Annotated in this window: 20 protein-coding genes; 19 read left to right on the top strand and 1 reads right to left on the bottom strand. The window is 67.1% G+C overall.

The features are described from left to right. Window positions 1–99 precede the first annotated feature (99 nt). From flhF to ACSDHM_RS08120, 18 genes are all read left to right on the top strand, one after another. Window positions 100–1,728, top strand: a complete 1,629-nt coding sequence (flhF, locus tag ACSDHM_RS08205) for a flagellar biosynthesis protein FlhF (RefSeq protein WP_414607989.1) — start codon at window positions 100–102, stop codon at window positions 1,726–1,728. After that, window positions 1,715–2,602 (top strand): MinD/ParA family ATP-binding protein, encoded by an 888-nt coding sequence (locus ACSDHM_RS08200; protein WP_072166952.1) that lies wholly within the window; start codon window positions 1,715–1,717, stop codon window positions 2,600–2,602. Before flhF ends, ACSDHM_RS08200 begins: the two co-directional genes overlap by 14 nt. Beyond that, window positions 2,599–3,342: an RNA polymerase sigma factor FliA gene (locus ACSDHM_RS08195; RefSeq protein WP_053498623.1), complete on the top strand. Its 744-nt coding sequence runs from the start codon at window positions 2,599–2,601 to the stop codon at window positions 3,340–3,342. The genes ACSDHM_RS08200 and ACSDHM_RS08195 overlap by 4 nt, the downstream gene beginning before the upstream one ends. A 57-nt stretch (window positions 3,343–3,399) precedes the next feature. Then, window positions 3,400–3,792, top strand: a complete 393-nt coding sequence (cheY, locus tag ACSDHM_RS08190) for a chemotaxis response regulator CheY (RefSeq protein ID WP_005413247.1) — start codon at window positions 3,400–3,402, stop codon at window positions 3,790–3,792. Then, window positions 3,792–4,397 carry a protein phosphatase CheZ gene (locus ACSDHM_RS08185; protein WP_032129220.1) on the top strand — a complete coding sequence of 202 codons (606 nt, stop codon included), beginning with the start codon at window positions 3,792–3,794 and terminating at the stop codon, window positions 4,395–4,397. The genes cheY and ACSDHM_RS08185 overlap by 1 nt, the downstream gene beginning before the upstream one ends. A gap of 2 nt (window positions 4,398–4,399) precedes the next feature. Then, on the top strand, window positions 4,400–6,259 hold the full coding sequence (locus ACSDHM_RS08180) for a chemotaxis protein CheA (protein ID WP_439426851.1): 1,860 nt from the start codon (window positions 4,400–4,402) through the stop codon (window positions 6,257–6,259). 90 nt (window positions 6,260–6,349) lie between these two features. Then, window positions 6,350–7,090: a flagellar motor protein gene (locus ACSDHM_RS08175; protein ID WP_049413360.1), complete on the top strand. Its 741-nt coding sequence runs from the start codon at window positions 6,350–6,352 to the stop codon at window positions 7,088–7,090. 1 nt (window position 7,091) lies between these two features. Continuing rightward, complete coding sequence (gene motD / locus ACSDHM_RS08170; RefSeq protein WP_088497671.1) at window positions 7,092–8,108, top strand: flagellar motor protein MotD; 1,017 nt, start codon at window positions 7,092–7,094, stop codon at window positions 8,106–8,108. 4 nt (window positions 8,109–8,112) lie between these two features. Next, complete coding sequence (locus ACSDHM_RS08165) at window positions 8,113–8,895, top strand: ParA family protein (RefSeq protein WP_069138615.1); 783 nt, start codon at window positions 8,113–8,115, stop codon at window positions 8,893–8,895. Then, the gene (locus tag ACSDHM_RS08160) at window positions 8,892–10,151 is read left to right on the top strand and encodes a chemotaxis protein CheW (RefSeq protein WP_334271981.1); all 1,260 of its coding nucleotides are present in this window, start codon (window positions 8,892–8,894) and stop codon (window positions 10,149–10,151) included. The genes ACSDHM_RS08165 and ACSDHM_RS08160 overlap by 4 nt, the downstream gene beginning before the upstream one ends. A 289-nt stretch (window positions 10,152–10,440) precedes the next feature. After that, complete coding sequence (locus ACSDHM_RS08155; RefSeq protein WP_061478730.1) at window positions 10,441–10,749, top strand: STAS domain-containing protein; 309 nt, start codon at window positions 10,441–10,443, stop codon at window positions 10,747–10,749. Then, window positions 10,746–11,111, top strand: coding sequence for a response regulator (locus tag ACSDHM_RS08150; RefSeq protein ID WP_005409521.1), 366 nt, complete (start codon window positions 10,746–10,748; stop codon window positions 11,109–11,111). The genes ACSDHM_RS08155 and ACSDHM_RS08150 overlap by 4 nt, the downstream gene beginning before the upstream one ends. A gap of 45 nt (window positions 11,112–11,156) precedes the next feature. Further along, complete coding sequence (locus tag ACSDHM_RS08145) at window positions 11,157–13,145, top strand: chemotaxis protein CheA (protein WP_334271982.1); 1,989 nt, start codon at window positions 11,157–11,159, stop codon at window positions 13,143–13,145. 372 nt (window positions 13,146–13,517) lie between these two features. After that, window positions 13,518–15,767: a methyl-accepting chemotaxis protein gene (locus ACSDHM_RS08140; RefSeq protein WP_227838166.1), complete on the top strand. Its 2,250-nt coding sequence runs from the start codon at window positions 13,518–13,520 to the stop codon at window positions 15,765–15,767. A gap of 160 nt (window positions 15,768–15,927) precedes the next feature. Further along, complete coding sequence (locus tag ACSDHM_RS08135) at window positions 15,928–16,701, top strand: flagellar brake protein (protein WP_005416413.1); 774 nt, start codon at window positions 15,928–15,930, stop codon at window positions 16,699–16,701. Between the two features lie 205 nt (window positions 16,702–16,906). Continuing rightward, the gene (locus ACSDHM_RS08130) at window positions 16,907–17,398 is read left to right on the top strand and encodes a chemotaxis protein CheW (RefSeq protein ID WP_072166946.1); all 492 of its coding nucleotides are present in this window, start codon (window positions 16,907–16,909) and stop codon (window positions 17,396–17,398) included. A gap of 135 nt (window positions 17,399–17,533) precedes the next feature. Further along, the gene (locus ACSDHM_RS08125) at window positions 17,534–17,917 is read left to right on the top strand and encodes a hypothetical protein (protein ID WP_061480764.1); all 384 of its coding nucleotides are present in this window, start codon (window positions 17,534–17,536) and stop codon (window positions 17,915–17,917) included. A 101-nt stretch (window positions 17,918–18,018) separates the two neighbouring features. Further along, window positions 18,019–20,397, top strand: coding sequence for a methyl-accepting chemotaxis protein (locus tag ACSDHM_RS08120; RefSeq protein WP_439426850.1), 2,379 nt, complete (start codon window positions 18,019–18,021; stop codon window positions 20,395–20,397). A 209-nt stretch (window positions 20,398–20,606) separates the two neighbouring features. Here the strand turns inward: ACSDHM_RS08120 and ACSDHM_RS08115 are convergent. Further along, a protein-coding gene (locus tag ACSDHM_RS08115) for an IS3 family transposase (RefSeq protein WP_439426583.1) occupies window positions 20,607–21,958 on the bottom strand; the annotation gives its coding sequence in 2 pieces (ribosomal slippage) (window positions 20,607–21,511 and window positions 21,511–21,958; 1,353 coding nt in all). A gap of 618 nt (window positions 21,959–22,576) precedes the next feature. On the opposite strand from ACSDHM_RS08115, the gene ACSDHM_RS08110 reads away from it, so the two are divergent. Continuing rightward, complete coding sequence (locus ACSDHM_RS08110; RefSeq protein WP_188241356.1) at window positions 22,577–24,847, top strand: methyl-accepting chemotaxis protein; 2,271 nt, start codon at window positions 22,577–22,579, stop codon at window positions 24,845–24,847. The last annotated feature ends 26 nt before the right edge of the window (window positions 24,848–24,873 follow it).

The following is a 24,873-nucleotide window of genomic DNA, read 5'->3' as shown; positions in this document are numbered from 1 at the left end:
CGCAACAGACAGACACCAAGGGGAACCCGCACCGTGCAGACCACCGACCACCCGAGTTCCCCGACCGCCACCCCGCCGTCTTCGCCTCGTGACCACAGCATGAAAATCAAACGATTCGTCGCCGCCGACATGCGCTCGGCCATGAACCTGGTGCGCAAGGAGCATGGTCCTGACGCCGTGATCCTGTCCAACCGCCGGATCGAGGAAGGCATCGAGATCGTCGCCGCCGCCAACTACGACGAGAGCGCGGTGCAGCGTGCGCTGGAAGCCTCGCGCCGCGACGTCGCACCGCCGCCGGCACCCAAGCCGCGCACCGCCGCCGACGCGGTGATCGCCGCCGTCACCCGCCGCCGCAGCAGCACCCCGGCACCGGAACCGGTTGCCGCCACCACCTCGGCGGTGGCCGCCCTCGCCCGTGCAGCAGTGGGCGCTACCGGCCGCACCCTCGACAGCGCCGACGAGATCGTGCCAACCCGCGGCAGCACCGGCTTCGCCGCCACCCTGGCACGCGCCGCCGTCAATGAACCGGCACTGCCGGACCAGATCTTCGCCCCGTTCGCCGAGGCCATCGTTGCTCCGGCGCCGGCACCGGCCCTCGTCGCGCCGGCCAACCGCGCCCGTTTCCAGATCGATCCGCCGCACGAGGCGCATCACGAAAGCGTGGCGCCGGCGGTGCAGCCGCCACCGCTGCCGACCGCAGCCCTGTCCGAAACGCAGCCGGAGGTCGCCGTCAGCGAACCGGCGTTGGCCGATGCCACCGTCGAAGCCGCGCCGACGCCGACGCTCGCCCCAGCCCCGGTCCTGACCGTGGTCGCCCAGGACGACGCCGAGATCCGCCAGCTGCGCCAGGAAGTGGCCGGCATGCGCCAGGTGATCGAGCGCGAAATGAACCGCTTCACCGACGAGCGCCTGCGCGGCTGCCCGGTGCGCGCCACCGCGCTGGACCTGATGGACGAGTACGGCTTCGATGCTGGCCTGGCCCGCGACGTCGCCATGCAGATTCCGCTGGAGACCGAGGCGCACCGAGGCCGCGGCCTGATGCTGGGGCTGATCTCGCGCAAGCTGCCGATTGCCCCGGTCGACCCGCTGGAGGAAGGCGGCGTGATCGCGCTGGTGGGCCCGACCGGCGCCGGCAAGACCACCACCATCGCCAAGCTGGCCTCGCGGTTCGCCGAGAAGCACGCGCCGCGTGACGTGGCTCTGGTCACCACCGACACCACCCGCATCGGCGCCCGCGAGCAGCTGTATGGCTACGGCCGGCAGCTCGGCATCGCCGTGCACGAGGCCAACAGCGGCACCGACCTGGACCAGCTGCTGGAACGCCTGAAGGACTACAAGCTGGTACTGATCGACACCGCCGGACTGGGCCCGCGCGACCGCGCGCTGGCCGCCCAGCTGCAGTGGCTGCGCGCCGCGCGCCAGGTGCGCACCCTGCTGGTGCTGCCGGCCAACACCAGCTTCGGCGACATGGACGAGGTGGTCCGCCGCTTCGGTGCCGCCAACCTGCAGGGCCTTGTGCTGAGCAAGCTGGACGAAACCGGCCGCTTCGGCAACGCCCTGTCGGTGGCCGTGGACCACGCCCTGCCGATCACCTGGGTGACCGACGGCCAGGACGTTCCGGACGACCTGCACCGGGCCAGTGCGGCCAATCTCGTACTTCGCCTTGAAGATTTGCGCCGAGCGGCCGATATGCCCTGCAACCCGGAGTTGAACCATGCCGTCGCGTGAGTACGCCAAGCTGACCAAGACCTTCCCGCTGTCGGCCACCCGCAGCGAGCCGCTCGGCCCTGTGCGCACCATCGCCGTGACCGGCGGCAAGGGCGGCGTGGGCAAGACCAACGTGTCGGCCAACCTGGCCGTGGCGCTGGCCGGCATGGGCAAGCGCACGCTGCTGCTGGACGCCGACCTCGGCCTGGCCAACATCGACGTGATCCTGGGCTTGAACCCCACCTATACGCTGGCCGACCTGGTTGCCGGCCGCTGCTCGCTGGACGACGTCATCGTCGAAGGCCCGAACGGCGTGCTGGTGGTCCCGGCCGCGTCCGGCCGCCGGCACATGGCCGAGCTGGCCCCGGCCGAGCACGTCGGCCTGGTCAACGTGTTCTCCGAGCTGGAACGCGAGCTGGACATCATGGTGGTGGACACCGCCGCAGGCATCACCGACGGCGTGCTGACCTTCTGCCAGGCCGCGCAGGACACCGTGGTGGTGGTTTGTGACGAGCCGGCTTCAATCACCGACGCCTACGCGCTGATCAAGGTGCTCTCGCGCGAACGTGGCGTGGACCGCGTCCAGGTGGTGGCCAACATGGTGCGCGACCCCAACGAGGGCCGCGTACTGTACGAGAAGCTGACCCGCGTCTGCGAGAAGTTCCTCGCCGATGTCTCGCTGAACTATCTGGGCTGCGTGCCGCAGGATGACTGGCTGCGCCTGTCGGTGCAGCGCCAGCAGCCGGTGGTGAAGGCCTACCCGTCCAGCCCGTCCGCACTGGCCATCACCGAGATCGCGCGCCGCACGGCCCGCTGGCAGGCGCCCACCGAACCACGCGGCGGCGTCGAGTTCTTCCTCGAACGCATCCTCAAGCAGCGCGGGGTGGCGGCATGAAAGGCGCGGCCCAGTACAGGGAAGTCCAGCGCTCGGCGGCCAACGACGTCATCGCCCAGCACTCGGACCTGGTGCGGCGCATCGCCCACCATCTGGCCGCGCGCCTGCCGGCCAGCGTCGAAGTCGACGACCTGATCCAGGCGGGCATGATGGGCCTGATCGAGGCTTCGCGCAGCTACGACGCCGACCAGGGCGCCTCGTTCGAGACCTATGCCTCGATCCGTATCCGTGGCTCGATGATCGACGAGATCCGCCGTGGCGACTGGGTGCCGCGCTCGGTGCACCGCCGTGCACGCGATGCTGCGGCCACCATCCGCCGCCTGGAACAGAGCAGCGGCCGAGCCGCCAGCGCCACCGAAGTGGCCGCCGCGATGGAGATGCCACTGCCCGAGTACCTGCGCCTGATGGAAGACGCCGCGCGTGGCCAGGTGCTGAGCCTGGAGTCGCGCATCGAGGACCAGGGCGAGCTGGACACGGTCGCCCAGGGTGGCCCGACCCCGCAGCAGGTGCTGGAGCGCAGCGAGTTCGGCCGCGAGCTGGGCAAGGCCATCGGCCATCTGCCCGAGCGCGAACAGCTGGTGCTCTCGCTCTACTACGAGCAGGAACTCAATCTGAAGGAGATCGGCGCGGTGCTCGGCGTGAGCGAGTCGCGGGTCTGCCAGATCCACGGCCAGGCGGTGCTGCGCCTGCGCGGCCGGCTGAAGGTATTCGAGGCCGTCGACGCCGGCCTCGAAGAATGAACATCCCCGAGGCAGCTGCCCCCGGCCGCCCGGAATGAACAACAAAGGAACTCTGCTTTGAACAAGAACATGCGCATCCTGATCGTGGACGACTTCTCGACCATGCGTCGCATCGTCAAGAACCTGCTGGGCGATCTGGGCTTCACCAACACCGCCGAAGCCGAGGACGGGCATGCCGCGCTGTCGCTGCTGCAGAGCCAGCCGTTCGATTTCGTGGTCACCGACTGGAATATGCCGGTCATGACCGGCATCGAGCTGCTCAAGGCGATCCGTGCCGACGCCAAGCTGAAGACCCTGCCGGTGCTGATGGTCACCGCCGAAGCCAAGCGCGAGCAGATCATCGAAGCGGCCCAGAACGGGGTGAACGGCTACATCATCAAGCCGTTCACCGCGCAGACGCTGGAAGAGAAGCTCGGCAAGATCTTCGAACGCCTGGCGGCCAGCGCCTGATGGACACCACGGTCGACAAGAATGCCCTCGCCCTGCGCCTGCAGGAAGCACTGGACGCACTGGAGTCCGGTGACGAAACCGCCTGGCGGCAACGCATCGACGGACTGGTCGCGCTGCGCACGCAGCCGATGATGAGCGGCCTCTCGCGGCTGGCCCGCGAGCTCGGGCAGGCCCTGGGTGAACTGCCGACCGTGCCCAGCGAGGCCGGCGAACTGGACGATGCCTGCGCACGCCTGGACCACGTGGTGGCGATGACCGAACAGGCGACGCACCGCACCCTGGACCTGGCCGAGGAATGCCGCAGCCTGACCGAACAGCTGCGCGCCGAAGGCCTGCAGCCCGGCCAGGATGCACAGCTCGAGCGCATCCGCCACAACCTCACCGAGATCGCCCTGACCCAGAGCTACCAGGACCTGACCGGGCAGATCATCCGTCGCGTGGTCGGCATCGTCCGCCGCGTGCACGAGGGCTTCGGCGCGCTCGGCCTGCCGCCGGAACAGCATCGCACCGATCCGGAACTGGCCGGGCCGGCACTGAAGGGACTGGACCGCCACGCGGTCTCGCAGAACGACGCCGACGACCTGCTGTCGGACCTGGGGCTGTAAGCATGAGCGCGGTATCCGACGACATCACTGCCGATTTCATCATCGAGGCGCAGGAAATCCTGGATCGCCTGGGCGAACAGCTGGTGTCGCTGGAGCAGGCACCACAGGACACCGAGCAGCTCAACGCGGTGTTCCGGGGCTACCACACGCTCAAGGGCGGCGCCGGCTTCCTCGGCGTCACCGCCATGGTCGAGTTGTGCCACGCCGCCGAAGAAGCGCTGGGCATCGCGCGCGCGGGCCAGGCCGTGCTGCAGGCCCATCACTTCGATGCCGCCCAGCAATCGCTGGACTACCTGCAAGCGATGCTGGATGCAGTTTCCTCCGGCACCGAGCCGGGCTATGCGCCGCCGGAGCTGATCGCCCAGTTCGACATGCATGGCGGTGCCGTGGCTGCACCCGCCGCCGCAACAGCTCCCGCTGCGGGTGGCAGCGACCTGATCACCGACGACGAGTTCGAGGCCCTGCTCGACCAGCTGCACGGCGGCAACGCACCGACTGCGGTCGCGCCGGCAAAGAAGGCTGACGACGGCCTGATCAGCGAAGACGAGTTCGAAGCCCTGCTCGACCAGCTGCACGGTGGCGCCGCACCCGGCGCCAAGCCCATCGCTGCGGTAGCGCCCGCACCGATCGCGACACCACGCCCACTGGCCGCACCGGCCGCACCGGCAACTGCAGCGGCGACCAAGCCGGCCGCCAAGCCGCTGGCCGAAGCCGAACATACCGTGCGCGTGGACACCAAGCGCCTGGACGCGATCGTCAATCTGATCGGCGAACTGGTGCTGTCGCGCAACCGGCTCAAGACCCTGCGTGCGCGCCTGCGCGACGAGGAACTGGACCGCGCCGTGTCGACCCTGGACATCGCCACCGCGCGCCTGCAGTCGGCGGTGATGCGTACCCGCATGCAGCCGGTGGGCAAGGTCTTCTCGCGCTTCCCCAAGGTCGCCCGAGACGTTGCCCGCTCGCTGAAGAAGGAAGTGGACCTGGAGCTGATCGGTGCCGAGACCGAGCTCGACCGCAACCTGGTCGAAGCGCTGGCCGACCCGCTGGTGCACCTGGTCCGCAACGCCATCGACCATGGCGTGGAAATGCCCGACCTGCGCGAAGCACAGGGCAAGCCGCGGATGGGCCATGTACGCCTGTCGGCCCAGCAGGAAGGCGACTACGTCAGCATTGAAGTGCAGGACGACGGTGCCGGCATCGATCCGGAGAAGCTGCGCGCGAAGGCGCGTGAGAAGGGCCTGATCGATCCGGAAGCTGCCGCGCGGCTGAGCAGCGAGGAGTGCCTGCACCTGGTGTTCCTGCCCGGCTTCTCGACCAAGCAGCAGGTCACGGATATCTCCGGCCGTGGCGTTGGCATGGATGTGGTGCAGTCGCGCATCCGCGAACTGAGTGGCCAGATCCAGATCCAGTCCGAGCTGGGCCGTGGCAGCCGCTTCCTGATCCGCGTGCCGCTCACCCTGGCGATCCTGCCGACCCTGCTGGTGCAGGCCGGCGAGGACGTCTATGCGCTGCCGCTGGCGCGCGTGATGGAAGTGCTGCACGCGCCGCGCACCTCGCTGGGCTGGTTCGATGGCCGCGCCGTGCTCGACCGCCGTTCGCACACGCTGCCGCTGGTCGATCTGCGCCAGTGGCTGGATGTGACGCCGGCCGCCTCGACCCTGCTGACGATCGTGGTGCTGCAGGCCGGTGAAGCGCGCTTCGGCCTGGTCGTGGACCAGGTGCGCGGGCGCGAGGAAGTGGTCATCAAGCCACTGCCGAAAGCCCTGCGCGGCCTGCGCGGTTACGCCGGTGCAACCCTGATCGGCGATGGTCGCATGGCACTGATCCTGGATGTGGACGGCCTGCGCAGCCCGCACGACTGACCCGCTTGCTGAACCCGTAAAACTGTGAAGTCGCACCAGTAGCCCGTACCGGTGTCTCAAGTCCCATTCATACAAGCCGATACCGGATCCATGGATAGACTCAGCCTCATTGGACTCTTTCTCGCCCTGGCCTCGCTGGTCGGCGGCAGCATCCTCAAGGGCGCCGGCCTGGCGTCGCTGTGGTCGCCTGCAGCGTTCGTGATCGTCATCGTCGGCACCGTCGCTGCGATCCTGCTGCACACCTCGCCGGCGGTGTTCAAGCATGCGTTCAGCATCGTGCGCTGGGTCGTGCGTCCACCGCACAGCGACCGCCGCGAGCTGATCCAGCAGATCGTCGAGTGGAGCAACATCGCCCGCCGCCAGGGCCTGCTGGGCCTGGAATCGCAGGTGGAAGCACAGCAGGACCCGTTCCTGCGCAAGGGCCTGCAGCTGCTGGTGGACGGCGTCGAGCCCGAATCGATGCGGCACATGCTGGAAATCGAACTGGGCAGCCAGGAGCACCAGGACCAGGCCGGCGCCAAGGTGTTCGAAGCAATGGGCATCTATGCACCGACGCTGGGCATCATCGGTGCCGTGCTGGGCCTGATCGCAGTGATGAAGAACCTGGCCGACCCGAGCAAGCTCGGCCACGGCATCGCCGCCGCGTTCACCGCCACCATCTACGGCATCGCTTCGGCCAACCTGCTGTTCCTGCCGATCGCCGCCAAGCTCAAGAGTGTGATCTCGCACAACACGCGCGACCGCGAGATGGTCATCGAAGGCCTGATCTCGATCGCCCAGGGCGAGAACCCGCGCAACATCGAAACCAACCTCTCCGGCTTCCTGCACTGACATGGCCCGCCGCAAGCACCACGAAGAGCACGCCAACCACGAAGCATGGGCGATCCCCTATGCCGACCTGATGACGCTGCTGCTCGCCTTCTTCGTGGTCATGTATGCGATCTCCTCGGTGAACGAGGGCAAGTACCGGATCATGGCCGACGCGCTGACCGATGCCTTCGGTGGCGCACCGCGCACCATCAACCCGGTGCAGGTGGGCAACAAGCAGGTGCAGGGCGGCGGCTGGGACAGCCCCTCGGTGATCAAGTCCGGCACCAAGATCGGTCCCTCCGCGCCGGCGCCCTCGCACGACCCGACCCTGCTGCCGTCGATGGCCTCGCAGATGCGCATGCCGGTGTCAGTGCACAACCAGGAGCAGATCGCCCGTGCCGAGCGCCAGCTCAACACGATTGCCGATCGCCTCACCGCCGCACTGGCGCCGCTGATCGACCGCGGCATGATCAGCGTGCGCCGCACCGAACTGTGGATCGAAGTCGAGATCAACAGCGATATCCTGTTCCCTACCGGCTCGGCCGCGCTGGACGTGCATGCGCGGCAGACCCTGGCCAGCCTGGCCGAGGTGCTGCGCGACGTGCCCAACAGCGTGCGCGTGGAAGGCCACACCGACAACGTGCCGATCGCCACCGCGACTTTCCCGTCGAACTGGGAACTGTCGGCCGGGCGCGCCGCCAGCGTGGTGCACCTGTTCGCCGACCAGGGCGTGCAGCCGTCGCGGCTGGCGATGGTCGGCTATGGCCAGTTCCGCCCGCGCGAAGAGAACGACAGCGCGCAGGGCCGCAACCGCAACCGCCGGGTGATGGTCATCATCCTGGCCGACACGTCGCACTCGGTGGATCCGCTCGGCCAGCGCCTGAACGCAGCCACCGGCGCCACCGACAGCACCGTCACCAAACAGGCCGCCGCAACTCCGGCCAGCGCCCCCACCTCCCCCATCGCACCGGTGAAGTTGCCGCCGGTGCCGGCTGGCAGCCGCGTCGGCGCCGCCGTTCCCCCGGCAATGAAGGAGTAATCCGATGCGCATCTGGGCAGTCGCCAACCAGAAGGGCGGAGTCGGCAAGACCACCACCACCCTCGCCCTCGGCCGCGGCCTGGCCGCACTCGGCCATCGCGTGCTGCTGATCGACCTCGATCCGCATGCCTCGCTCAGCCGCGCCTTCGGCGTGCCGGTGGACCCGCCGCCGGCCGGCGTGCTGGAGCTGTTCGGCACACCGCCAGCGGACCTGTCCGGCCTCTGCCATGCCAGCAACATCCATGGCCTGGACTACGTCTGCGCACAGTCGGCGCTGGCCACGCTGGAACGCCGCAGCGCCAACCAGCCCGGCCTCGGCCTGGCCCTGCAGAACGCGCTGGCGCGCCACCAGGGCCAGCACGACTACATCCTGCTGGACTGCGCACCCACCCTCGGCCTGCTGATGATCAACGCACTGGCTGCCGCCGATCGCCTGATCATCCCGACCCAGGCCGAGCCCCTGGCACTGCACGGCCTGGATGGCATGGTCCGCACCGGCGAGATGGTCGAGCGTTCGCGCCGCCGCCCGCTGCCGATCTCGATCCTGCCGACCCTGTTCGACCGCCGCACCCGCGCCGGCAACGAATCGCTGCGCACCATGCAGGATCGCCACGGCAACCGCGTGTGGGAAGACGCCATTCCGATCGATACCCGCATCAGCAACGCCGCCGGGCTGACCCTGCCGAGCGCTGGCGAGGACTACCCGGGCCGTGGCTTGGCCGCCTACCGCCGTGCGCTGAACTGGATCCTCGGCGAGGATGCCCGCGCCCTGGAGCAGGCCGCATGAACAGCACCGGCATCCTCGATGATTACCTGGACGAACTGCTGGGGGAGGCCATTGTCGCGCCGCCCCCTGCCGAGCTGTCGCCGGCTGGCGCCGGGCCAGACCCGGCGATCGAAGCAGTCGCCGAACGCGAACCGACCTGGGACGACCTGCCGGCCGAAGTGATCTACGAAACCGAAACCATCGCCGCCACGCCGAGCGGGGACAGCGCTGCGCTGGAAGCCGCCTTCGAGAGCGCCGCACCACCCACGCGCGAACCCACCTGGGATGACCTGCCCGCCGAGTTGATCTACGAAACAGAATCCGTCGCCGCCGCACCAAGCCCGGACGACGCGGTGCTGGAAGCGGCCTTCGAGAGCGCTGCCGCCTCCGCTAGCGCTGGGCCGGGTCCGGCGGGAGAAGCGGTTTCCGGACGCGAGCCGACCTGGGATGACCTGCCTGAGGAGGTCATCCACGAAACCGCGCCGGCACCCGCCGTCGTTGCAAACGCCGGTCCGGAACCTACCTGGGACGACCTGCCGGACGAGGTGATCTACGAAACCGATCCGGCGGACAGCCATCGCCTCGCCCACACCGACAGCCCCGGCCTGCAGGCCGCGTTCGAGGCGGCCGCGGGTGGCGAAGACGTAGCCACGCCACCGCCCGCCGTGGTCGCAGCACCGGTGGCCCCGACGGTTGCACCTGCAGCCCCGGCCCCGGCCGCGCGCACCGCCACTCCGCCGCCGCGCGTCGCCGCCGATGCCCCGGCAGGCAACCGTCCCGGCACCTGGCAGGAGCTGCAGGCGCAGGCCCACCAACCGGCTCGCAGCCCGCACCCGCAGAACCGACGCGCCGGCGAACGCACTTCGCGCTGGCTGCGCCTTCGCTGCGGCACCCAGGCCTATGCGCTGGAACTGCTGAAGGTGCAGGAAGTGGTGCTGCCGGTGCCCCTGCTGCCGCTGCGTGGCACTGCAGCGGCCATGCTCGGCATCATGAACCTGCGCGGCCAGGTGGTCCCGGTGATGGATCTGGGCCTGCACCTGGGCGCCGCCGCCGCCGAGGACGACGCGCAGACCCGCATCGTGGTCCTGGAGGAGGACGGCGAGACCATCGGCCTGCGCGTGTCAGCGGTCGAAGATGTCGCCAACCTCACCGATTCGCAGATCGAACCGCCCGATACCGCGCGCATCTGCCAGATCTCAAACGACCTGTTCCGCGGCGTGGCCCGGGTCAGCCAGCGGCCGATGATCCTGCTCGACGCCACCCGGCTGTTGAGCTGAGCCGCCAAGAAAAAGGGGACGGAGGGGATTAAGTCGCAAGTGGCTCGGTGCTTTGCACCGAAGCGGTGCCTGTCGGGGACGCAAGGAGTTGATCCGTTGGATCAACACCTTACGTCCCCACTGCGCGGTCACCGTTGCCGAGGGGACTGCAGTAGAGCCAGCTCGCTTGCGACTTGATCCCCTCCGTCCCCTTTTGGACAGCGACCGCATCGACGTACCGCGTCGATTCTTCTAAAGAACCCCACTGGGGTGCCGTTATGGATCACGGAACCGTTTGTCCGGAGCAACGATGAGCACTGTCGAACTGGGTGGGGATCTCGGCATCGAGAGCACTACCGAGCTCAAGAACCGCCTCGCCCCCCTCGTGGAGCAGGCTGGCGAGCTGACCCTGGATGCCAGCCAGGTCGCCCGCATCCACACGGCCGCCGTGCAGGTGCTGTGTGCGTTCGTGCAGGCCCGCCGCGAGGCAGGCCTGGGCACCGGCTTCCACGGTTGCACTGCAACCTTCAGTGACGCCGCGCGCCTGCTGGGCGTCACCCAGGCCCTGGGCCTGGACGTAACCCATGACAACCTGAAATCTGTGGAGAACGCTGCATGAGCGCACGTATCTTGGTGGTGGACGATTCGGCGTCGATGCGCCAGATGGTGTCCTTCGCCCTCACCTCGGCCGGTTTTGCCGTCGAAGAAGCTGAAGACGGCGCGGTCGCGCTCGGTCGCGCCAAGGGCCAGCGCTTCAATGCGGTGGTGACCGACGTCAACATGCCGAACATGGACGGCATCGCGCTGATCCGCGAACTGCGCCAGCTGCCGGACTACAAGTTCACCCCGCTGCTGATGCTGACCACCGAATCGGCCGCCGACAAGAAGTCCGAAGGCAAGGCCGCCGGTGCCACCGGCTGGCTGGTCAAGCCGTTCAATCCCGAACAGCTGGTCGCCACCGTGCAGAAAGTGCTGGGCTGATCGCCCGGCGCCGCTCCCCCTCCTCGCTTCCGGATCACCACTGCCATGAGCATGGACCTGCAACGCTTCCACGCCACCTTCTTCGAGGAGAGCCGCGAAGGCCTCGATGCGATGGAGGCTGGCCTGCTGGCCCTGGAATCGGGGCAGCAGGACGCGGAGATCATCAATTCGGTGTTCCGCGCCGCCCACTCGATCAAGGGCGGCGCCGGCACCTTCGGCTTCGACGCGATCGCCGGCCTGACCCACGTGCTGGAAACGCTGCTCGATGAGCTGCGCGCCGGCAAGCGGGTCCTGGAAGGCCACGCCGTCGACGCCATGCTGTCCTCGGTGGACGTGCTGCGCGCCCTGCTGCGCGAAGCCGAACACGGCCAAGCCGCAGATCCCGCCGCAGTCGCTGCGGTGAAAGCGCGCCTGGAAGCGGTTCTTTCCGGCCAGGCCGCAGCGAGCGCCCCGGCGGCCGCGGCAGCCAAGGTGGACGATACGCCGGAGGCCTGGCAGATCGGCTTCACCCCGGCGCCGTCGCTGTTCATGAGCGGCAACGATCCATTGCGCATCATCCGCGAACTGGAACACCTCGGTTCGCTGCAGGTCGCTGCGCGCATGGAACGCCTGCCGGGCTTCGCCCAGCTTGATCCGCTCGAAGCCCATCTTGCGTGGGATCTGGGCCTGGTCGGCAAGGTGCCGCGCAGCAAGATCGAAGATACCTTCGCCTGGGTGCTGGACGATTGCGAGCTGGACATCCGTCCCGCCGCGCCGCCGAGCCTGGCCACGCAGGCGCCGGCCGCTGCGGCTCCCGCTCCGGTCGCAGCGGCAGCGTCTGCACCTGCCGCGCCTGCCGCCAGCGGTGGTGCCAGCCAGGAAGCGGAAACCTCGATCCGCGTCAGCGTCGACAAGGTCGATGCGCTGATCAACCTGGTCGGCGAGCTGGTCATCACCCAGGCCATGCTCAAGCAGGTCTCGCATGCGCTGGACCCGGTCCACGCCGAGAGCCTGTTCGCCGGGCTGGACCAGCTTGAACGCAACACCCGCGACCTGCAGGAAGCGGTGATCGGCGTGCGCATGCTGCCGGTTGATGCGGTGTTCCGCCGCTTCCCGCGCCTGGTCCGCGACCTGTCCAGCCGCCTCGGCAAGCAGGTGCGCCTGCGCACCGTCGGCGAAGGCACCGAACTGGACAAGGGCCTGATCGAAAAGATCGCCGATCCGCTGGTGCACCTGGTGCGCAACTCGATCGACCACGGCCTGGAAATGCCCGACGTACGTCGCGGTGCAGGCAAGGATGAGACCGGCACGATCACGCTGGCGGCCTCGCATCAAGGCGGCCATATCGTCATCGAAGTCAGCGACGATGGCCGTGGCCTGGACCGCGCCAAGATCCTCGCCAAGGCCCACGAACGCGGCCTGGCCGTGCCGGACAACCCGACCGATTCGCAGGTCTGGGACCTGATCTTCCAGCCTGGCTTCTCCACCGCCGATGCGGTCACCGACCTGTCCGGGCGCGGCGTCGGCATGGACGTGGTCCGCCGCAACATCCAGGCACTAGGCGGCGAGGTGCAGATCGAAAGCAGCCTCGGTACCGGCACCCGCACGCTGATCCGCCTGCCGCTGACCCTGGCCATCCTCGATGGCATGACTGTGGCCGTGGCCGGCGAAACCCTGATCCTGCCGCTTGCCTACGTGCTTGAGGCATTGCAGCCGCAGCCCGAGGATATCCGCAGCATGGCCGGCGAAGGCCGCGTGCTGCGCGTGCGAGGCGAGTACCTGCCGATCCTGTCGTTGAGCGAGTACTACGGCTACGGCAACCGCGCACCGGGCAGCGAATCGCTGGTGGTGGTGGTGGAAGGCGATGGCCAGAAAATCGCGCTGGAAGTGGACGAACTGGTCGGCCAGCAGCAGGTGGTGGTGAAGAACATCGAGAACAACTACCGCCGTATCGGCGGGGTGTCCGGTGCCACCATCCTTGGCGACGGCCGCGTCGCGTTGATCGTTGACATCGGCGGACTGGTGCGCTCACTGCGGATGCCGCAGGCCGCCTGATCCACGCCGCATGCGGGTCATGGACCGCCGCCCTTCGGGACGGCGGTTTTTGTTTGTGTGCTCCATTCCAGCCGGGGTCAGATCCCTTTTCAGGGAAAAGGGATCTGACCCCATCCCTTCTGTGAACTCCGTCGAGGCGATGGTTTCGCGCGCAACCACGTCATCCGAGCGCAAGCCCCGCCAGACCAGCACTTTCGTGCCGTCATCCCTACGCAACCGAATGTGATCTGCGTCCATAAAGTCCGCGCGGACGGCGCCGTTATTTCGCTTTGACGGTCGTCACCGAACCCCACCGGGCACCCCCGTTCGCTCTGCAACCACCCCCAAACCGGCGCACAGACGCCGGCACTCTGCCCACCTAGAGCACCCTGCATGAAGTGGTTCCAAGATCTGCCCATCGCCCGCAAGCTGGCCGTGGGGTTCACCCTCACCACCTTGATGACCCTGATCCTCGGCGCCTTCGCACTGGTGCGCCTGAGCGAGGCCAACGCGCAGTTGCGCGACATGGCTGGCAACGATATCCCCTCGGTCCAGCACCTGGGCGAGGCCCGCTCGCAGCTCGGCGAGTTCCGCACCTACGAACTGGCCCAGCTGAGCATGCTCGACCAGCCGGAAAAGGTGGCCGACTACAACAAGCGCATGAACGACACCGCCAAGGCCGTGCATGACGAACTGGCGGCGTACGCGGCGCTGCCGGCGCTGGACAAGGAGCGTGAACTGTATCGCGCAGCCAGCGCACAGCTCGACCGCTACTTCGCCGCCAACAAGGCGATGCGCGACGCCGTGACCGCCGGTGACGGCGTCCTGGCGCGGCAGATCTCCGACGAACAGTCACGCCCGGCGCGTCGCGACCTGTTCGCTGCGATGAAGGCACTGGGCACCCACATCGCCGGCCAGATGGACCGCAAGATCGCCGACGCCAACGCCACCCACCGCACCAGCATGATTGCCATCATCGGCTGCATCGTGCTGCTGTCGCTGGTCGCTGCCGCGCTGGCCATCGTCATCTCGCGTGCAGTGACCGGCCCACTCGGCAAGGCCGTGCATGCCATCCAGGCCGTTGCCCGCGGTGATCTCAGCGTCAGCACCCAGGCCACCAGCAACGATGAAGCCGGCAGGATGCTCGCTGCCACCGCCGAGATGACGGCGATGCTGCGACGCTTCAGCGAGCAGACACAGCTGATGGCACAGATGCACGCTGGCCCGGACATCAGCCATCGCATCCCGGAAGATTTCCCGGGTGTCTACGGCCAGCTGGCCAACGGCATCAACACGGTGATCTTCGAGCACCTCGATGCGATCGTCGATGCCATTGAAGTACTCAACCAGTACGCCATCGGCAATCTGAGCCCGGATGCACGCCGCCTGCCCGGCAGCCGCGCGATCCTGCACGAATCCATGGACGCGGCCAAGGCCAGCCTGCTGGCCATCAATTCGCAGATCCAGCACCTGGCTGCGGCGGCCGCCGCCGGTGACTTCAGCCAGCGCGGCGACGCACAGCGGTTCCAGCACGACTTCAAGCTGATGATCGAGCACCTCAACACCATGATGCAGGTGGCTGACGGCAACCTTGGCCAGCTCTCGCAGCTGCTGCAGTCGATCGCCACCGGCGACCTGACCGCGCGCATGGAAGGCCAGTTCAATGGCGTGTTCGCCCGCATGCGTGATGATGCCAACACCACGGTCGCGCAGCTGACCCAGATCGTCGGCCAGATCCAGGCCAGCGCTTCCAGCATCACCCTGGCCGCCGGCGAGATCGCCTCAGGCAACAGCGACCTGTCGCGCCGGACCGAGCAGCAGGCCGCCAACCTGGAAGAAACCGCAGCCTCGATGGAGGAACTGACCTCCACCGTGCGCCAGAACGCCGAACACGCCCGCCAGGCCAACCAGCTCGCCATCGGCGCGCACGGTGTCGCCTCGCAGGGCGGTGAAGTGGTCGGCCAGGTGGTCACCACCATGTCCGCCATCGAAGCCTCGTCGAAGAAGATCGCCGAGATCATCTCGGTCATCGACGGCATCGCCTTCCAGACCAACATCCTGGCGCTGAACGCCGCCGTGGAAGCCGCGCGTGCCGGTGAACAGGGTCGCGGATTCGCCGTGGTCGCCAGCGAAGTGCGCACCCTCGCCCAGCGCTCGGCCGCTGCCGCCAAGGAAATCAAGGGCCTGATCGACGACTCGGTCGGCAAGGTCGCCGAGGGCTCCAGCCTGGTGCACCAGGCCGGCAGCACCATGGGCGAGATCGTCGCCTCGGTGCAGCGTGTGACCGACATCATGGCAGAGATATCTGCGGCCTCGCAGGAACAGAGCGCGGGCATCGAGCAGGTCAACCAGACCGTGGTGCAGATGGACGAGACCACCCAGCAGAACGCCGCACTGGTGGAGGAAGCCACCGCCGCCGCACGTGCGATGGAGGATCAGGCCGTGCAGCTGGGTGAAGCCGTGGCCCGCTTCCGGCTGGCATCGCACGGCACGACGGCCATTCCGGCACGCCCGCTGGCGGCACCGGTACCGCGCCAGGTCGCAGCCGCCGCGCCTTCGGCAAAGCCGGCTTCCGCGCGCCCCCTGCGCAGCTCGACGGCGCAGCCGGTACTGGCCGCCGACGGCGACTGGCAGGAGTTCTGACAGAACCACGGAGTCAGATCCCTTTCCCGTGGGAAAGGGATCTGACCCCTTACGCGTGGAAAGTGATGCAAATCCCACTTCATAATCCGGTGCAGAGGCCGATATCCCCATCGAGCCTCGCGCCAATGCGTGCTGGCGCCCGCCCCTGACCGTAGATTCCATGTCCGACGGCAACGACACTGCAGTGCATGATGTCCACGCGGCCGACGCCGCTGACGAGCGCTTCCTGGTCCGCAATCCGCGTCAGCTGCGCCAGCTGCTGCGCTCGCTGATCGACCAGCGATCATTGATCAACGCGCACATCGACGGCCGCGACCGTTCGTTCCCCACTGCGCTGCTCGACCTCGACGAAGACGAGGACTACCTGCTGCTCGATGGCAGCCCGCAGGAAGCTTCCAACCGCGCCGCCGAGCAGGCCGATCACCTGCTGTGCTTCGCCCAGCTCGAACGGGTGCTGGTGCGCTTCCGCCTGCACGAACTGCAGCGCGTGGACAACGACGGCCACGTGGCCTTCCGCGCCCCGCTTCCGGAAGAACTGGTGCACCTGCAGCGCCGCGAGCTGTATCGGCTGGAGACGCCAGTCACTGATTCACCGCAGCTGCTGCTGCCACCCGGCGAAGCGCGGGCCGAAGCGCTGTCGATGCGGGTGGTGGACATCAGCGGTGGCGGTCTGGCCGTGGTGGTGCCCAATGACTGCGCGGTATTTGGTCTGCAGAAGCGCTATCCGGCGCAGCTGTCGCTGCCGGACGGCCCCGACCTGGACATCGCGCTGGTGGTCTGCAACCTGTTGCCCCAGCGCCAGCCCAACGGCATCGAGGTCAAGCGCGTGGGCATGCGCTTCGACAGCCTGCCGCGCGGCGCCGACAGCGCCATCCAGCGCTACATCTTCCGCATCGACCGCCAACGCAAGGCACGCCGCAACGGCGAGCTCTAAGGCCCGGCCAACAGGTAGTGCCGGCCGCTGGCCGGCAACTTCGCGACAATGCGGGTACGGCCATTGCCGGCCAGCGGCAGGCACTACCGATCTCCGGTGGATCCACGCCATGCGTGGATGCCTTTCCCCGGGCACCTAAAGTCCCCCCCAGCGGAGCCGATATCGAGCCTGACACCGGGACTTCCGGCAGAACCAGGACCCCTCGATGAACGACAAGACCAGCTCCGCCGCCAGCACCGGTGGCGAATTCCTCAGCTTCACGCTTGGTGACGAGCACTACGGCGTGGACATCCTCAAGGTGCAGGAAATCCGTGGCTATGATGCGGTTACCCGCGTGCCGGATGCCCCGGACTACATCAAGGGCGTGATCAACCTGCGCGGCACCATCGTCCCGGTGATCGACCTGCGCCTGAAGCTGCGCCTGGACAACGCCCGCTACGACGCCTTCACCGTGATGATCGTGCTGAACGTCGACGACCGCGTGGTCGGCATCGTCGTCGACAGCGTCTCCGACGTGATCCCGCTGTCGGCCGAGCAGATCCGACCGACCCCGGAATTCGGTGCCGCCGTCGATACCCGCTTCATCTCCGGCATCGGTACCCATGACGATCGCATGCTGATCCTGCTGGACATCGAGACCCTGCTCGACAGCGCCGACATGGGCCAGGCCAGCCCCGCCGAAGACGTCGCCGCCTGAGCAACCGGAACTGCTTCACGTTCCAGTCACAAAACCCTTCAGTTCCCTTCGGCGGTGCCGATAGGGGGACAGAAGCCGGTCGCGCAGGAGCGCGCAGGACCGGCCCGATCGTTACCATCCCCGGAGATACCCTCGATGAAGTCCCTGTTTGCGTTCGTCTCGGCTGCTGTCCTGGCCACCACCGCCACCTCCGCTTTCGCCCAGTCGGCCGACATGATCCCGCCGGAAATGGCGCCGCGTTCGGTCGGCAAGGACGGCATGGTCTGTGGCAAGGTTGAAAAGGCCCGCTACGCAGAAGGTTCCGAAGGCCAGCCGACCTTCCTGTACATGGGCGGTGCCTTCCCGCGCCACACCTTCTCGGCCCGCATCGCCGGCGAGAACCGCGGCAAGTTCTCCTTCCCGCTGGAAACCCTGGAAGGCAAGACCGTCTGCGTGATCGGCAAGATCCAGCGCGACGCCTCGCGCGCGGAAATCGAAGTCAGCTCGCCGGCTGGGCTGAAGCTGGCCAACATCAAGTAATCCGCTGTCCGTCGAACTACGCCGGACCTGGTGCCGGCGTGGTTTCTGCTGCAACCGGGCCCGATGCCCGGGCGCGTCTGCCTTAGGAGCTCGCAACGCCAATGCCGTGGATCAACAACCTGAAACTGATGCCGAAGCTGCTGCTGACCTTCGGCGTCCTCCTGCTGGTGATGCTGCTGCAGGGCATCGTCGCCTATCGCGGCCTGCATTCGCTGAACAACGTCACCACCGAGCTGGCCGGTTCACGCATGGAAAGCATCCGCCTCGCCGGCGAGATGCGCGGCATGCTGAGCGAGTACCGCAATGCCGCCTACCAGCAGTTGATCCGCGCCAGCGACGACGTCAAGGCCGATGCGCGCAAGCAGGCCGTCGACCTGCGCACCAGCATGGACAAGTCGATCAAGGACTATCCGAAGCTGGTCGATAACGCACAACAGAAGAAGTTGTTCGACACCTTCGCCAAGGAATGGAAGGATGCCCTGGCGTCCTATGACAGCGTCACCGAGATGCTGGAACTGGACCTGCCGGACGACGCCATCGATACCTTCGTCGGCGAAACCCGTACCAAGCACCGCAAGGCTGCATCGGCGCTGGAAGCGCTGATCGCCGAAGACAACCGCCTCGCCCGCGCCTCGCGCGAAGAGGCCGCTTCCACCTATTCCGCCTCGGCCGTGCTGACCGTGATCGCCCTGCTGGGCGGCGCCGCGCTCGGCCTGGTGCTGGTGTGGCTGTTCGCACGCGCACTGGTCGGCAGCGTGCGTGGCGCCGTCTCGGTCGCCAACGACGTCGCCGGTGGCAAGCTCGATGGCCATATCGACGTCAGCCGCCAGGACGAAGTGGGCGAACTGATGCAGGCCATGCAGCGCATGCAGCGCGACCTGCGCGAGCGCATCGAAACCGACCAGGCCGTCGCCCGCGAGAACCTGCGCATCCGCACCGCGCTGGACTACAGCTCGACCGGCGTGTACCTGACCGACACCAGCAACACCATCGTCTACAGCAACCGCGCCCTGCAGCAGACCCTGAGCCAGTACCAGGACGAAGTGCGCCGCGACCTGCCGGACTTCGACGCCCAGACCTCGCTGATCGGCAAGCCGGTCACCGTGCTCGAGCACCGTGGCGAGATGGACCAGACCCTGCTGGGCAACCTGAAGGCGCACGGTGTCGCGCGTCGCCCGATGCAGTACGGCGATGCCCAGTTCGCCCAGGTGGTGTCGACCATCCGCAATGAAGGCGGCGACACCGTCGGCTACGTGGTGGAATGGCGCGACCGTACCCAGGAAGCGCAGGTTGAAGCGGAAGTGGCCCGCGTGATCGCCCAGGCCGCCGCCGGCGACCTGTCCGGTCGCATTGACGCCACCGACAAGGAAGGCTTCTTCCTGCAGCTGGCGCAGCAGATCAACGGCCTGCTGGACGCCAACGCCGGCAGCATCGAGCAGATCTCCGGCCTGCTTGCGGCACTGTCGCAGGGCGACCTGACCGTGCGCATGCACGGCGACTACCAGGGCGTGTTCGCCCGCATGCGTGACGATGCCAACGCCACCGCCGCGCAGCTGAGCGAGATCGTCACCCGCATCAAGCAATCCAGCCGCGCGATCAGTTCGGCCGCCGGCGAGATCGCCTCCGGCAACAGCGACCTGTCGCGCCGGACCGAGCAGCAGGCCGCAAACCTGGAAGAAACCGCGGCCTCGATGGAGGAACTGACCTCCACCGTGCGCCAGAACGCCGAACACGCCCGCCAGGCCAACCAGCTCGCCATCGGCGCGCACGGTGTCGCCTCGCAGGGTGGCGAGGTCGTCGGCCAGGTGGTCACCACCATGTCCGCCATCGAAGCCTCGTCGAAGAAGATCGCCGAAATCATCAGCGTCATCGACGGCATCGCGTTCCAGACCAACATCCTGGCACTGAACGCCGCCGTGGAAGCCGCGCGTGCCGGTGAACAGGGCCGCGGCTTCGCCGTGGTTGCCAGCGAAGTGCGCACCCTCGCCCAGCGCTCGGCCGCCGCCGCCAAGGAGATCAAGGGCCTGATCGACGACTCGGTCGGCAAGGTCAACGATGGCTCGGCGCTGGTGCACAAGGCCGGCGCCACCATGGGCGAGATTGTCGCCTCGGTGCAGCGCGTGACCGACATCATGGCCGAAATCTCCGCGGCCTCGCAGGAACAGTCCGCCGGCATCGAGCAGGTCAACCAGACCGTGGTGCAGATGGACGAGACCACCCAGCAGAACGCTGCGCTGGTGGAGGAAGCCACTGCTGCCGCGCGTGCGATGGAAGAACAGGCCGGCCATCTCAGCGAAGCGGTGTCGATCTTCGTGGTCGACGAGGCCGAGGTCGTCGCCGCCCCGCGCGTCGCCGCAGCCCCGGCCCCGCGAGCCACCGCGCCGGCCGCCCCGGCACCGGTCGCACCGCCGGCCCGCCGCACCGCTGGCGGTCGCCCGATGGCCACCGAACTGGCCGACGGAGACTGGCAGGAATTCTGATGCCGGCCTGACCTGATCCACGAACACGCCCTGGCCCCGTGCTGGGGCGTTTTTGTTTACGGGGTATCTGGATATCCAGCCAACGGCGAAGCCCCTCGGGGTGGTCACGGAAAGCTGCGGATTTCCTTCGCTCGGGCCGGGAGGGTGGGTCGCGCAGGGGACGCCGTGAACCCGTCCATGAAGTGACCCCCGAGACTTGGACGGTGGGGTCAGGCGGCTGCTTGGGCCTGTTCCCGGTACTTTACCGGGCTTAGCCCCTTCAATTTCAATCTGATTCGCTCTTGGTTGTAGTACTTGATGTACTCCACCAGCCCGGCCTCCAGGCTTTCGATGCTGTCAAAGCTGTTCAGGTAGAAGAACTCCGACTTCAGCGTCCCGAAGAAGCTTTCCATTGCCGCATTGTCCAAGCAGTTGCCACGTCGGGACATGCTTTGCTTCAACGAGTGCTTTTCCAGCATGTGCCGGTAGTTCTCATGCTGGTACTGCCAGCCCTGGTCGGAGTGGATCATTGGCCGCTCATCCGGCGAAAGCTTCTTGATGGCCTCCTCCAGCATCTGACCTACCAGATCGAACACAGGCTGGCGCTTGATCTGATAAGCCACGATTTCACCGTTGTAGAGGTCCATGATCGGCGACAGGTACAGCTTCATGCCTTGCACCTTGAACTCGGTGACGTCAGTCACCCACTTCTGGTTGGGCCGCTCGGCATGGAACTGGCGATTGAGGTCATTGCCAACCACAACATTGGCGGCCCCTTTGAAGGACCGGTAGCGCTTCACGCGTACCCGTGATTTCAGGCCCATCTCCCCCATCAGGCGCTGTACCCGCTTGTGATTGGTCCGATGGCCCTGATTGGCCAGTTCCAGCGTCACCGTGCGATACCCATAGCGCCCTTGGCTTTGATCGTAGATTGCCCGGATGCGCTCGCACAGGGCTGCCTCATCCTGATCCGGATGGGCCAGGACATGGTTCTGGTAATAGAACGTACTGCGTGACAGCTCTGCCGCTTCGAGCAGAAGCGACAGCGTATGAACCTGCCTCAATCCTTGGATGGCTTGCGCTTTGCGTCCTGCGCCGCCTGCTCTTCCCGGATCAAGGCATCGAGTTTTTTTAGGTAGTCGGTCTCCGCACGCAGATAGGCGACTTCCTTGAGCAGCTCATCGCGGCTCATTTCCTCAGGTGGCTTGGACGAGCGGGTCTTTTTCATCGGCTTTCGGGGCGGCGGCGGAGGTGGTGCCAGCGCTTGGGCACCGCCTTGAGCATACAGGCGACGCCACCGACCCACCGCGCCGGCATCGCCAATTTGAAAGTAAGTGGTGGCCTCCCGCCCGGACATGCCGTCCTGGCCCATCTTCTTCAGGACAGCCAGCTTGAATGCGAGGTCATAGGACTGGGCCTGGCGGCGAAACCCGCGCCAACCATGCAGCCGATAGGTCGCCACCCAGCGCCTGACCGTGGAGAACTCCAGGCCGTAGCGACGAGCAACGGCTTTGACCGATGTGGAGGTCTTGCAGGCCTCTTTGGCGACCTGCAGTTTGAAACGCGCGTCGTATCTGTTCATGTATCCCTCGGGGTTGGATCTGATGTCCAACTCCCGGGGGTCACTTCACCATGGGGGCTTGGCCGCGGCATCCATGCCGCGGACACCCCTGCGCAACCCACCCTCCCGGCCACGGACAGTTTCCGTGCGCGTCCACCCCGGATTGAAGAAAGAAGAGCAAAAAACAAAAGCCAGGTCACTTCCGGGGTCAGATCCGTTTTCCGCAGGAAAACGGATCTGACCCCTCTTTCCACCTGGAACCCCAACGCTCTTTCCGTCCGACACCGAAATGCCGAGAGGGCTGGGCCGGGGTGGGTAGGCAGGACCGTTGGCGCCATGGATGGCGCCATCGAGCCCCCATGGACGGGTTTACGGCGTGTCCTGGCTGCCCACCCCGGCCCAGCCACCTACTGACAATCCAGCGCCGACCAACTGCTGTTGCTGTTGCTGTTGCTGTTGCTGTTGCTTCAAAACCAGCCTGCCGCAGGCAGCGCCGCAGCCGCCGCTGCACGGAAACCTGAATACGTTCGGACACCGCACCTCAATCCCCCGCCCTGACGGCCGATAACGGGGTTGTCACCGCTTGTCCCGCCGTGACCGGCACGGCGCCGCCCGCCCGCTTCGACCTGGTCCTGCTCGATGAATCTCCTGCATCGCTGGCAACACTACTTCAGCAATCTTTCCGTCCGGCGCAAGCTCAACCTGCTGACGCTGCTCATCGCGCTCGGCGTGATCGCGCTCTCGGTGATCGCCGCCCGCATGCAGTACCTGGATCTCACCGAGACCCGCAAGGCCGCACTGAAGACCCAGGTCGAGCTGAGCTACGGCATCCTCCAGCACTACCACCGTCTGGCCAGTACCGGCGAACTCAGCGAAGAGGCTGCCAAGCGCGCCGCGCTGCAGGCACTGGAAGTGATGCGTGCAGAGAACGATACCTACTATTTCAACGTCTACGACACCGGCTACCGGCTGCTGATGCACCCGTTCCGCAAGGACCTGGTCGGCAAAGACATGAAGGACTTCCGCACCGACGATGGTGTGCGCATCTACTACGACCAGGTCGAAGCGGCCAAGGCCGGTGGCGGCTTCGTCAACTACCGCTGGGCCAAGCCGGGCAGCAAGGGCGACGTGGAGAAGGTCGCGTACGCCGGACTGTTCGCGCCGTGGAACTGGGTGGTCAGCAGTGGCGTCTACATGGACGACGTGCAGAAGCAGGCGCTGGTGTTCACCGCCATCATGGCCGTTGCCGGCGGCGTGTTGGTGCTGATCGTGCTGGCCCTGAGCTGGGTCATCGGCAACCGCATCGCGGTACCGCTGAAGCAGGCCACAGCCGTCGCCGAAGGCATCGCCGCCGGCAAGCTCGACAGCCACATCGGACCGCAGCCGCACGATGAAACCGGTCGCCTGCTGGACGCCATGGCCGGCATGCAGCAGCAGTTGCATGCGGTCATCACCGGCCAGCGCGAAATGGCCCGCCGCCACGACGGTGGCGAACTCAGCTACCGCATCGACGCCAGCGCCTTCCCCGGCGAATACGGGCTGATGGTGCAGGAAACCAACGCCCTGGTGGGTAGCCACGTGCAGACCCTGCACGATGTGCTGGACGTGGTGCAGCAGTACGCGGTCGGTGACCTGAGCCGCGACATCGCCCGCTACCCGGGCGAGAAGGCGGCGATGACCACCACCGTCGACACCGTCAAGGCCAACCTCGGCCGCATCAACGCCGAGATCAAGCAGTTGGCCAGCGCCGCCGCTGCCGGCGACTTCAGCCGCCGTGGCGATGCGCAGCGCTTCGACCACGATTTCCGCCTGATGCTGGAAAACCTCAACGCGATGATGGCGGTCAGCGATGACAACCTCGGCAAGCTGTCGCAGCTGCTGTCGGCCATCGCCGAAGGTGACTTGACCGCGCGCATGCACGGCGACTACCAGGGCGTGTTCGCCCGCATGCGCGACGATGCCAACGCCACGGTCGCGCAGCTGACCCAGATCGTCGGCCAGATCCAGGCCAGCGCCTCCAGCATCACCCTGGCCGCCGGCGAGATCGCCTCGGGCAACAGCGACCTGTCGCGCCGTACCGAGCAGCAGGCCGCCAACCTGGAGGAAACCGCCGCCTCGATGGAGGAACTGACCTCCACCGTGCGCCAGAACGCCGAGCACGCCCGCCAGGCCAACCAGCTCGCCATCGGCGCCCATGGCGTCGCCTCGCAAGGTGGCGAGGTCGTCGGCCAGGTGGTCACCACCATGTCCGCCATCGAAGCCTCGTCGAAGAAGATCGCCGAGATCATCAGCGTCATCGACGGCATTGCGTTCCAGACCAACATCCTGGCGCTGAATGCCGCCGTGGAAGCCGCGCGTGCCGGTGAACAGGGCCGCGGCTTCGCCGTGGTCGCCAGCGAAGTGCGCACCCTCGCCCAGCGCTCAGCCGCTGCCGCCAAGGAGATCAAGGGCCTGATCGACGACTCGGTCGGCAAGGTCAACGATGGCTCGGCGCTGGTGCACAAGGCCGGCGCCACCATGGGCGAGATCGTCGCCTCGGTGCAGCGCGTCACCGACATCATGGCCGAAATCTCCGCGGCCTCGCAGGAACAGAGCGCGGGCATCGAGCAGGTCAACCAGACCGTGGTGCAGATGGACGAAACCACCCAGCAGAACGCCGCACTGGTGGAGGAAGCCACCGCTGCCGCACGTGCGATGGAAGACCAGGCCGCACAGCTTGCAGATGCCGTGGCGATCTTCCGGCTCGACAACCAGGTCTCGGCCGCAGTGAAGGCTGTCGCCGAGCGCGTGGAACCGGCGCGCATCACCACCGTGGCACGTCCGCAGCCGACCAGCACCCCCGCGCCGGTACGTCGCAGCAGCAACGCCAGCACCTTCGCCGCCAGCGACAGCGACTGGCAGGAATTCTGAGACCCACCCGTGGCGGCTTCGGCCGC

Origin of the sequence: Stenotrophomonas sp. T8, from assembly GCF_051853085.1 — a bacterium.
Classification (GTDB): Bacteria; Pseudomonadota; Gammaproteobacteria; order Xanthomonadales; family Xanthomonadaceae; genus Stenotrophomonas; species Stenotrophomonas sepilia.
This window is presented reverse-complemented; position numbering and strand designations above follow the sequence as displayed.

Excerpts from the sequence above, each read along its gene's own strand:
- ACSDHM_RS08155 (WP_061478730.1), top strand. The coding sequence starts at position 10,441 with ATGAGCACTGTCGAACTGGGTGGGGATCTCGGCATCGAGAGCACTACC.
- ACSDHM_RS08120 (WP_439426850.1), top strand. The coding sequence starts at position 18,019 with ATGCCGTGGATCAACAACCTGAAACTGATGCCGAAGCTGCTGCTGACC.
- ACSDHM_RS08150 (WP_005409521.1), top strand. The coding sequence starts at position 10,746 with ATGAGCGCACGTATCTTGGTGGTGGACGATTCGGCGTCGATGCGCCAG.
- ACSDHM_RS08200 (WP_072166952.1), top strand. The coding sequence starts at position 1,715 with ATGCCGTCGCGTGAGTACGCCAAGCTGACCAAGACCTTCCCGCTGTCG.
- ACSDHM_RS08175 (WP_049413360.1), top strand. The coding sequence starts at position 6,350 with ATGGATAGACTCAGCCTCATTGGACTCTTTCTCGCCCTGGCCTCGCTG.
- ACSDHM_RS08130 (WP_072166946.1), top strand. The coding sequence starts at position 16,907 with ATGAACGACAAGACCAGCTCCGCCGCCAGCACCGGTGGCGAATTCCTC.
- ACSDHM_RS08160 (WP_334271981.1), top strand. The coding sequence starts at position 8,892 with ATGAACAGCACCGGCATCCTCGATGATTACCTGGACGAACTGCTGGGG.
- ACSDHM_RS08135 (WP_005416413.1), top strand. The coding sequence starts at position 15,928 with ATGTCCGACGGCAACGACACTGCAGTGCATGATGTCCACGCGGCCGAC.
- motD (WP_088497671.1), top strand. The coding sequence starts at position 7,092 with ATGGCCCGCCGCAAGCACCACGAAGAGCACGCCAACCACGAAGCATGG.
- ACSDHM_RS08140 (WP_227838166.1), top strand. The coding sequence starts at position 13,518 with ATGAAGTGGTTCCAAGATCTGCCCATCGCCCGCAAGCTGGCCGTGGGG.
- ACSDHM_RS08165 (WP_069138615.1), top strand. The coding sequence starts at position 8,113 with ATGCGCATCTGGGCAGTCGCCAACCAGAAGGGCGGAGTCGGCAAGACC.
- ACSDHM_RS08195 (WP_053498623.1), top strand. The coding sequence starts at position 2,599 with ATGAAAGGCGCGGCCCAGTACAGGGAAGTCCAGCGCTCGGCGGCCAAC.
- ACSDHM_RS08145 (WP_334271982.1), top strand. The coding sequence starts at position 11,157 with ATGAGCATGGACCTGCAACGCTTCCACGCCACCTTCTTCGAGGAGAGC.
- flhF (WP_414607989.1), top strand. The coding sequence starts at position 100 with ATGAAAATCAAACGATTCGTCGCCGCCGACATGCGCTCGGCCATGAAC.
- ACSDHM_RS08180 (WP_439426851.1), top strand. The coding sequence starts at position 4,400 with ATGAGCGCGGTATCCGACGACATCACTGCCGATTTCATCATCGAGGCG.
- ACSDHM_RS08110 (WP_188241356.1), top strand. The coding sequence starts at position 22,577 with ATGAATCTCCTGCATCGCTGGCAACACTACTTCAGCAATCTTTCCGTC.
- ACSDHM_RS08185 (WP_032129220.1), top strand. The coding sequence starts at position 3,792 with ATGGACACCACGGTCGACAAGAATGCCCTCGCCCTGCGCCTGCAGGAA.
- ACSDHM_RS08125 (WP_061480764.1), top strand. The coding sequence starts at position 17,534 with ATGAAGTCCCTGTTTGCGTTCGTCTCGGCTGCTGTCCTGGCCACCACC.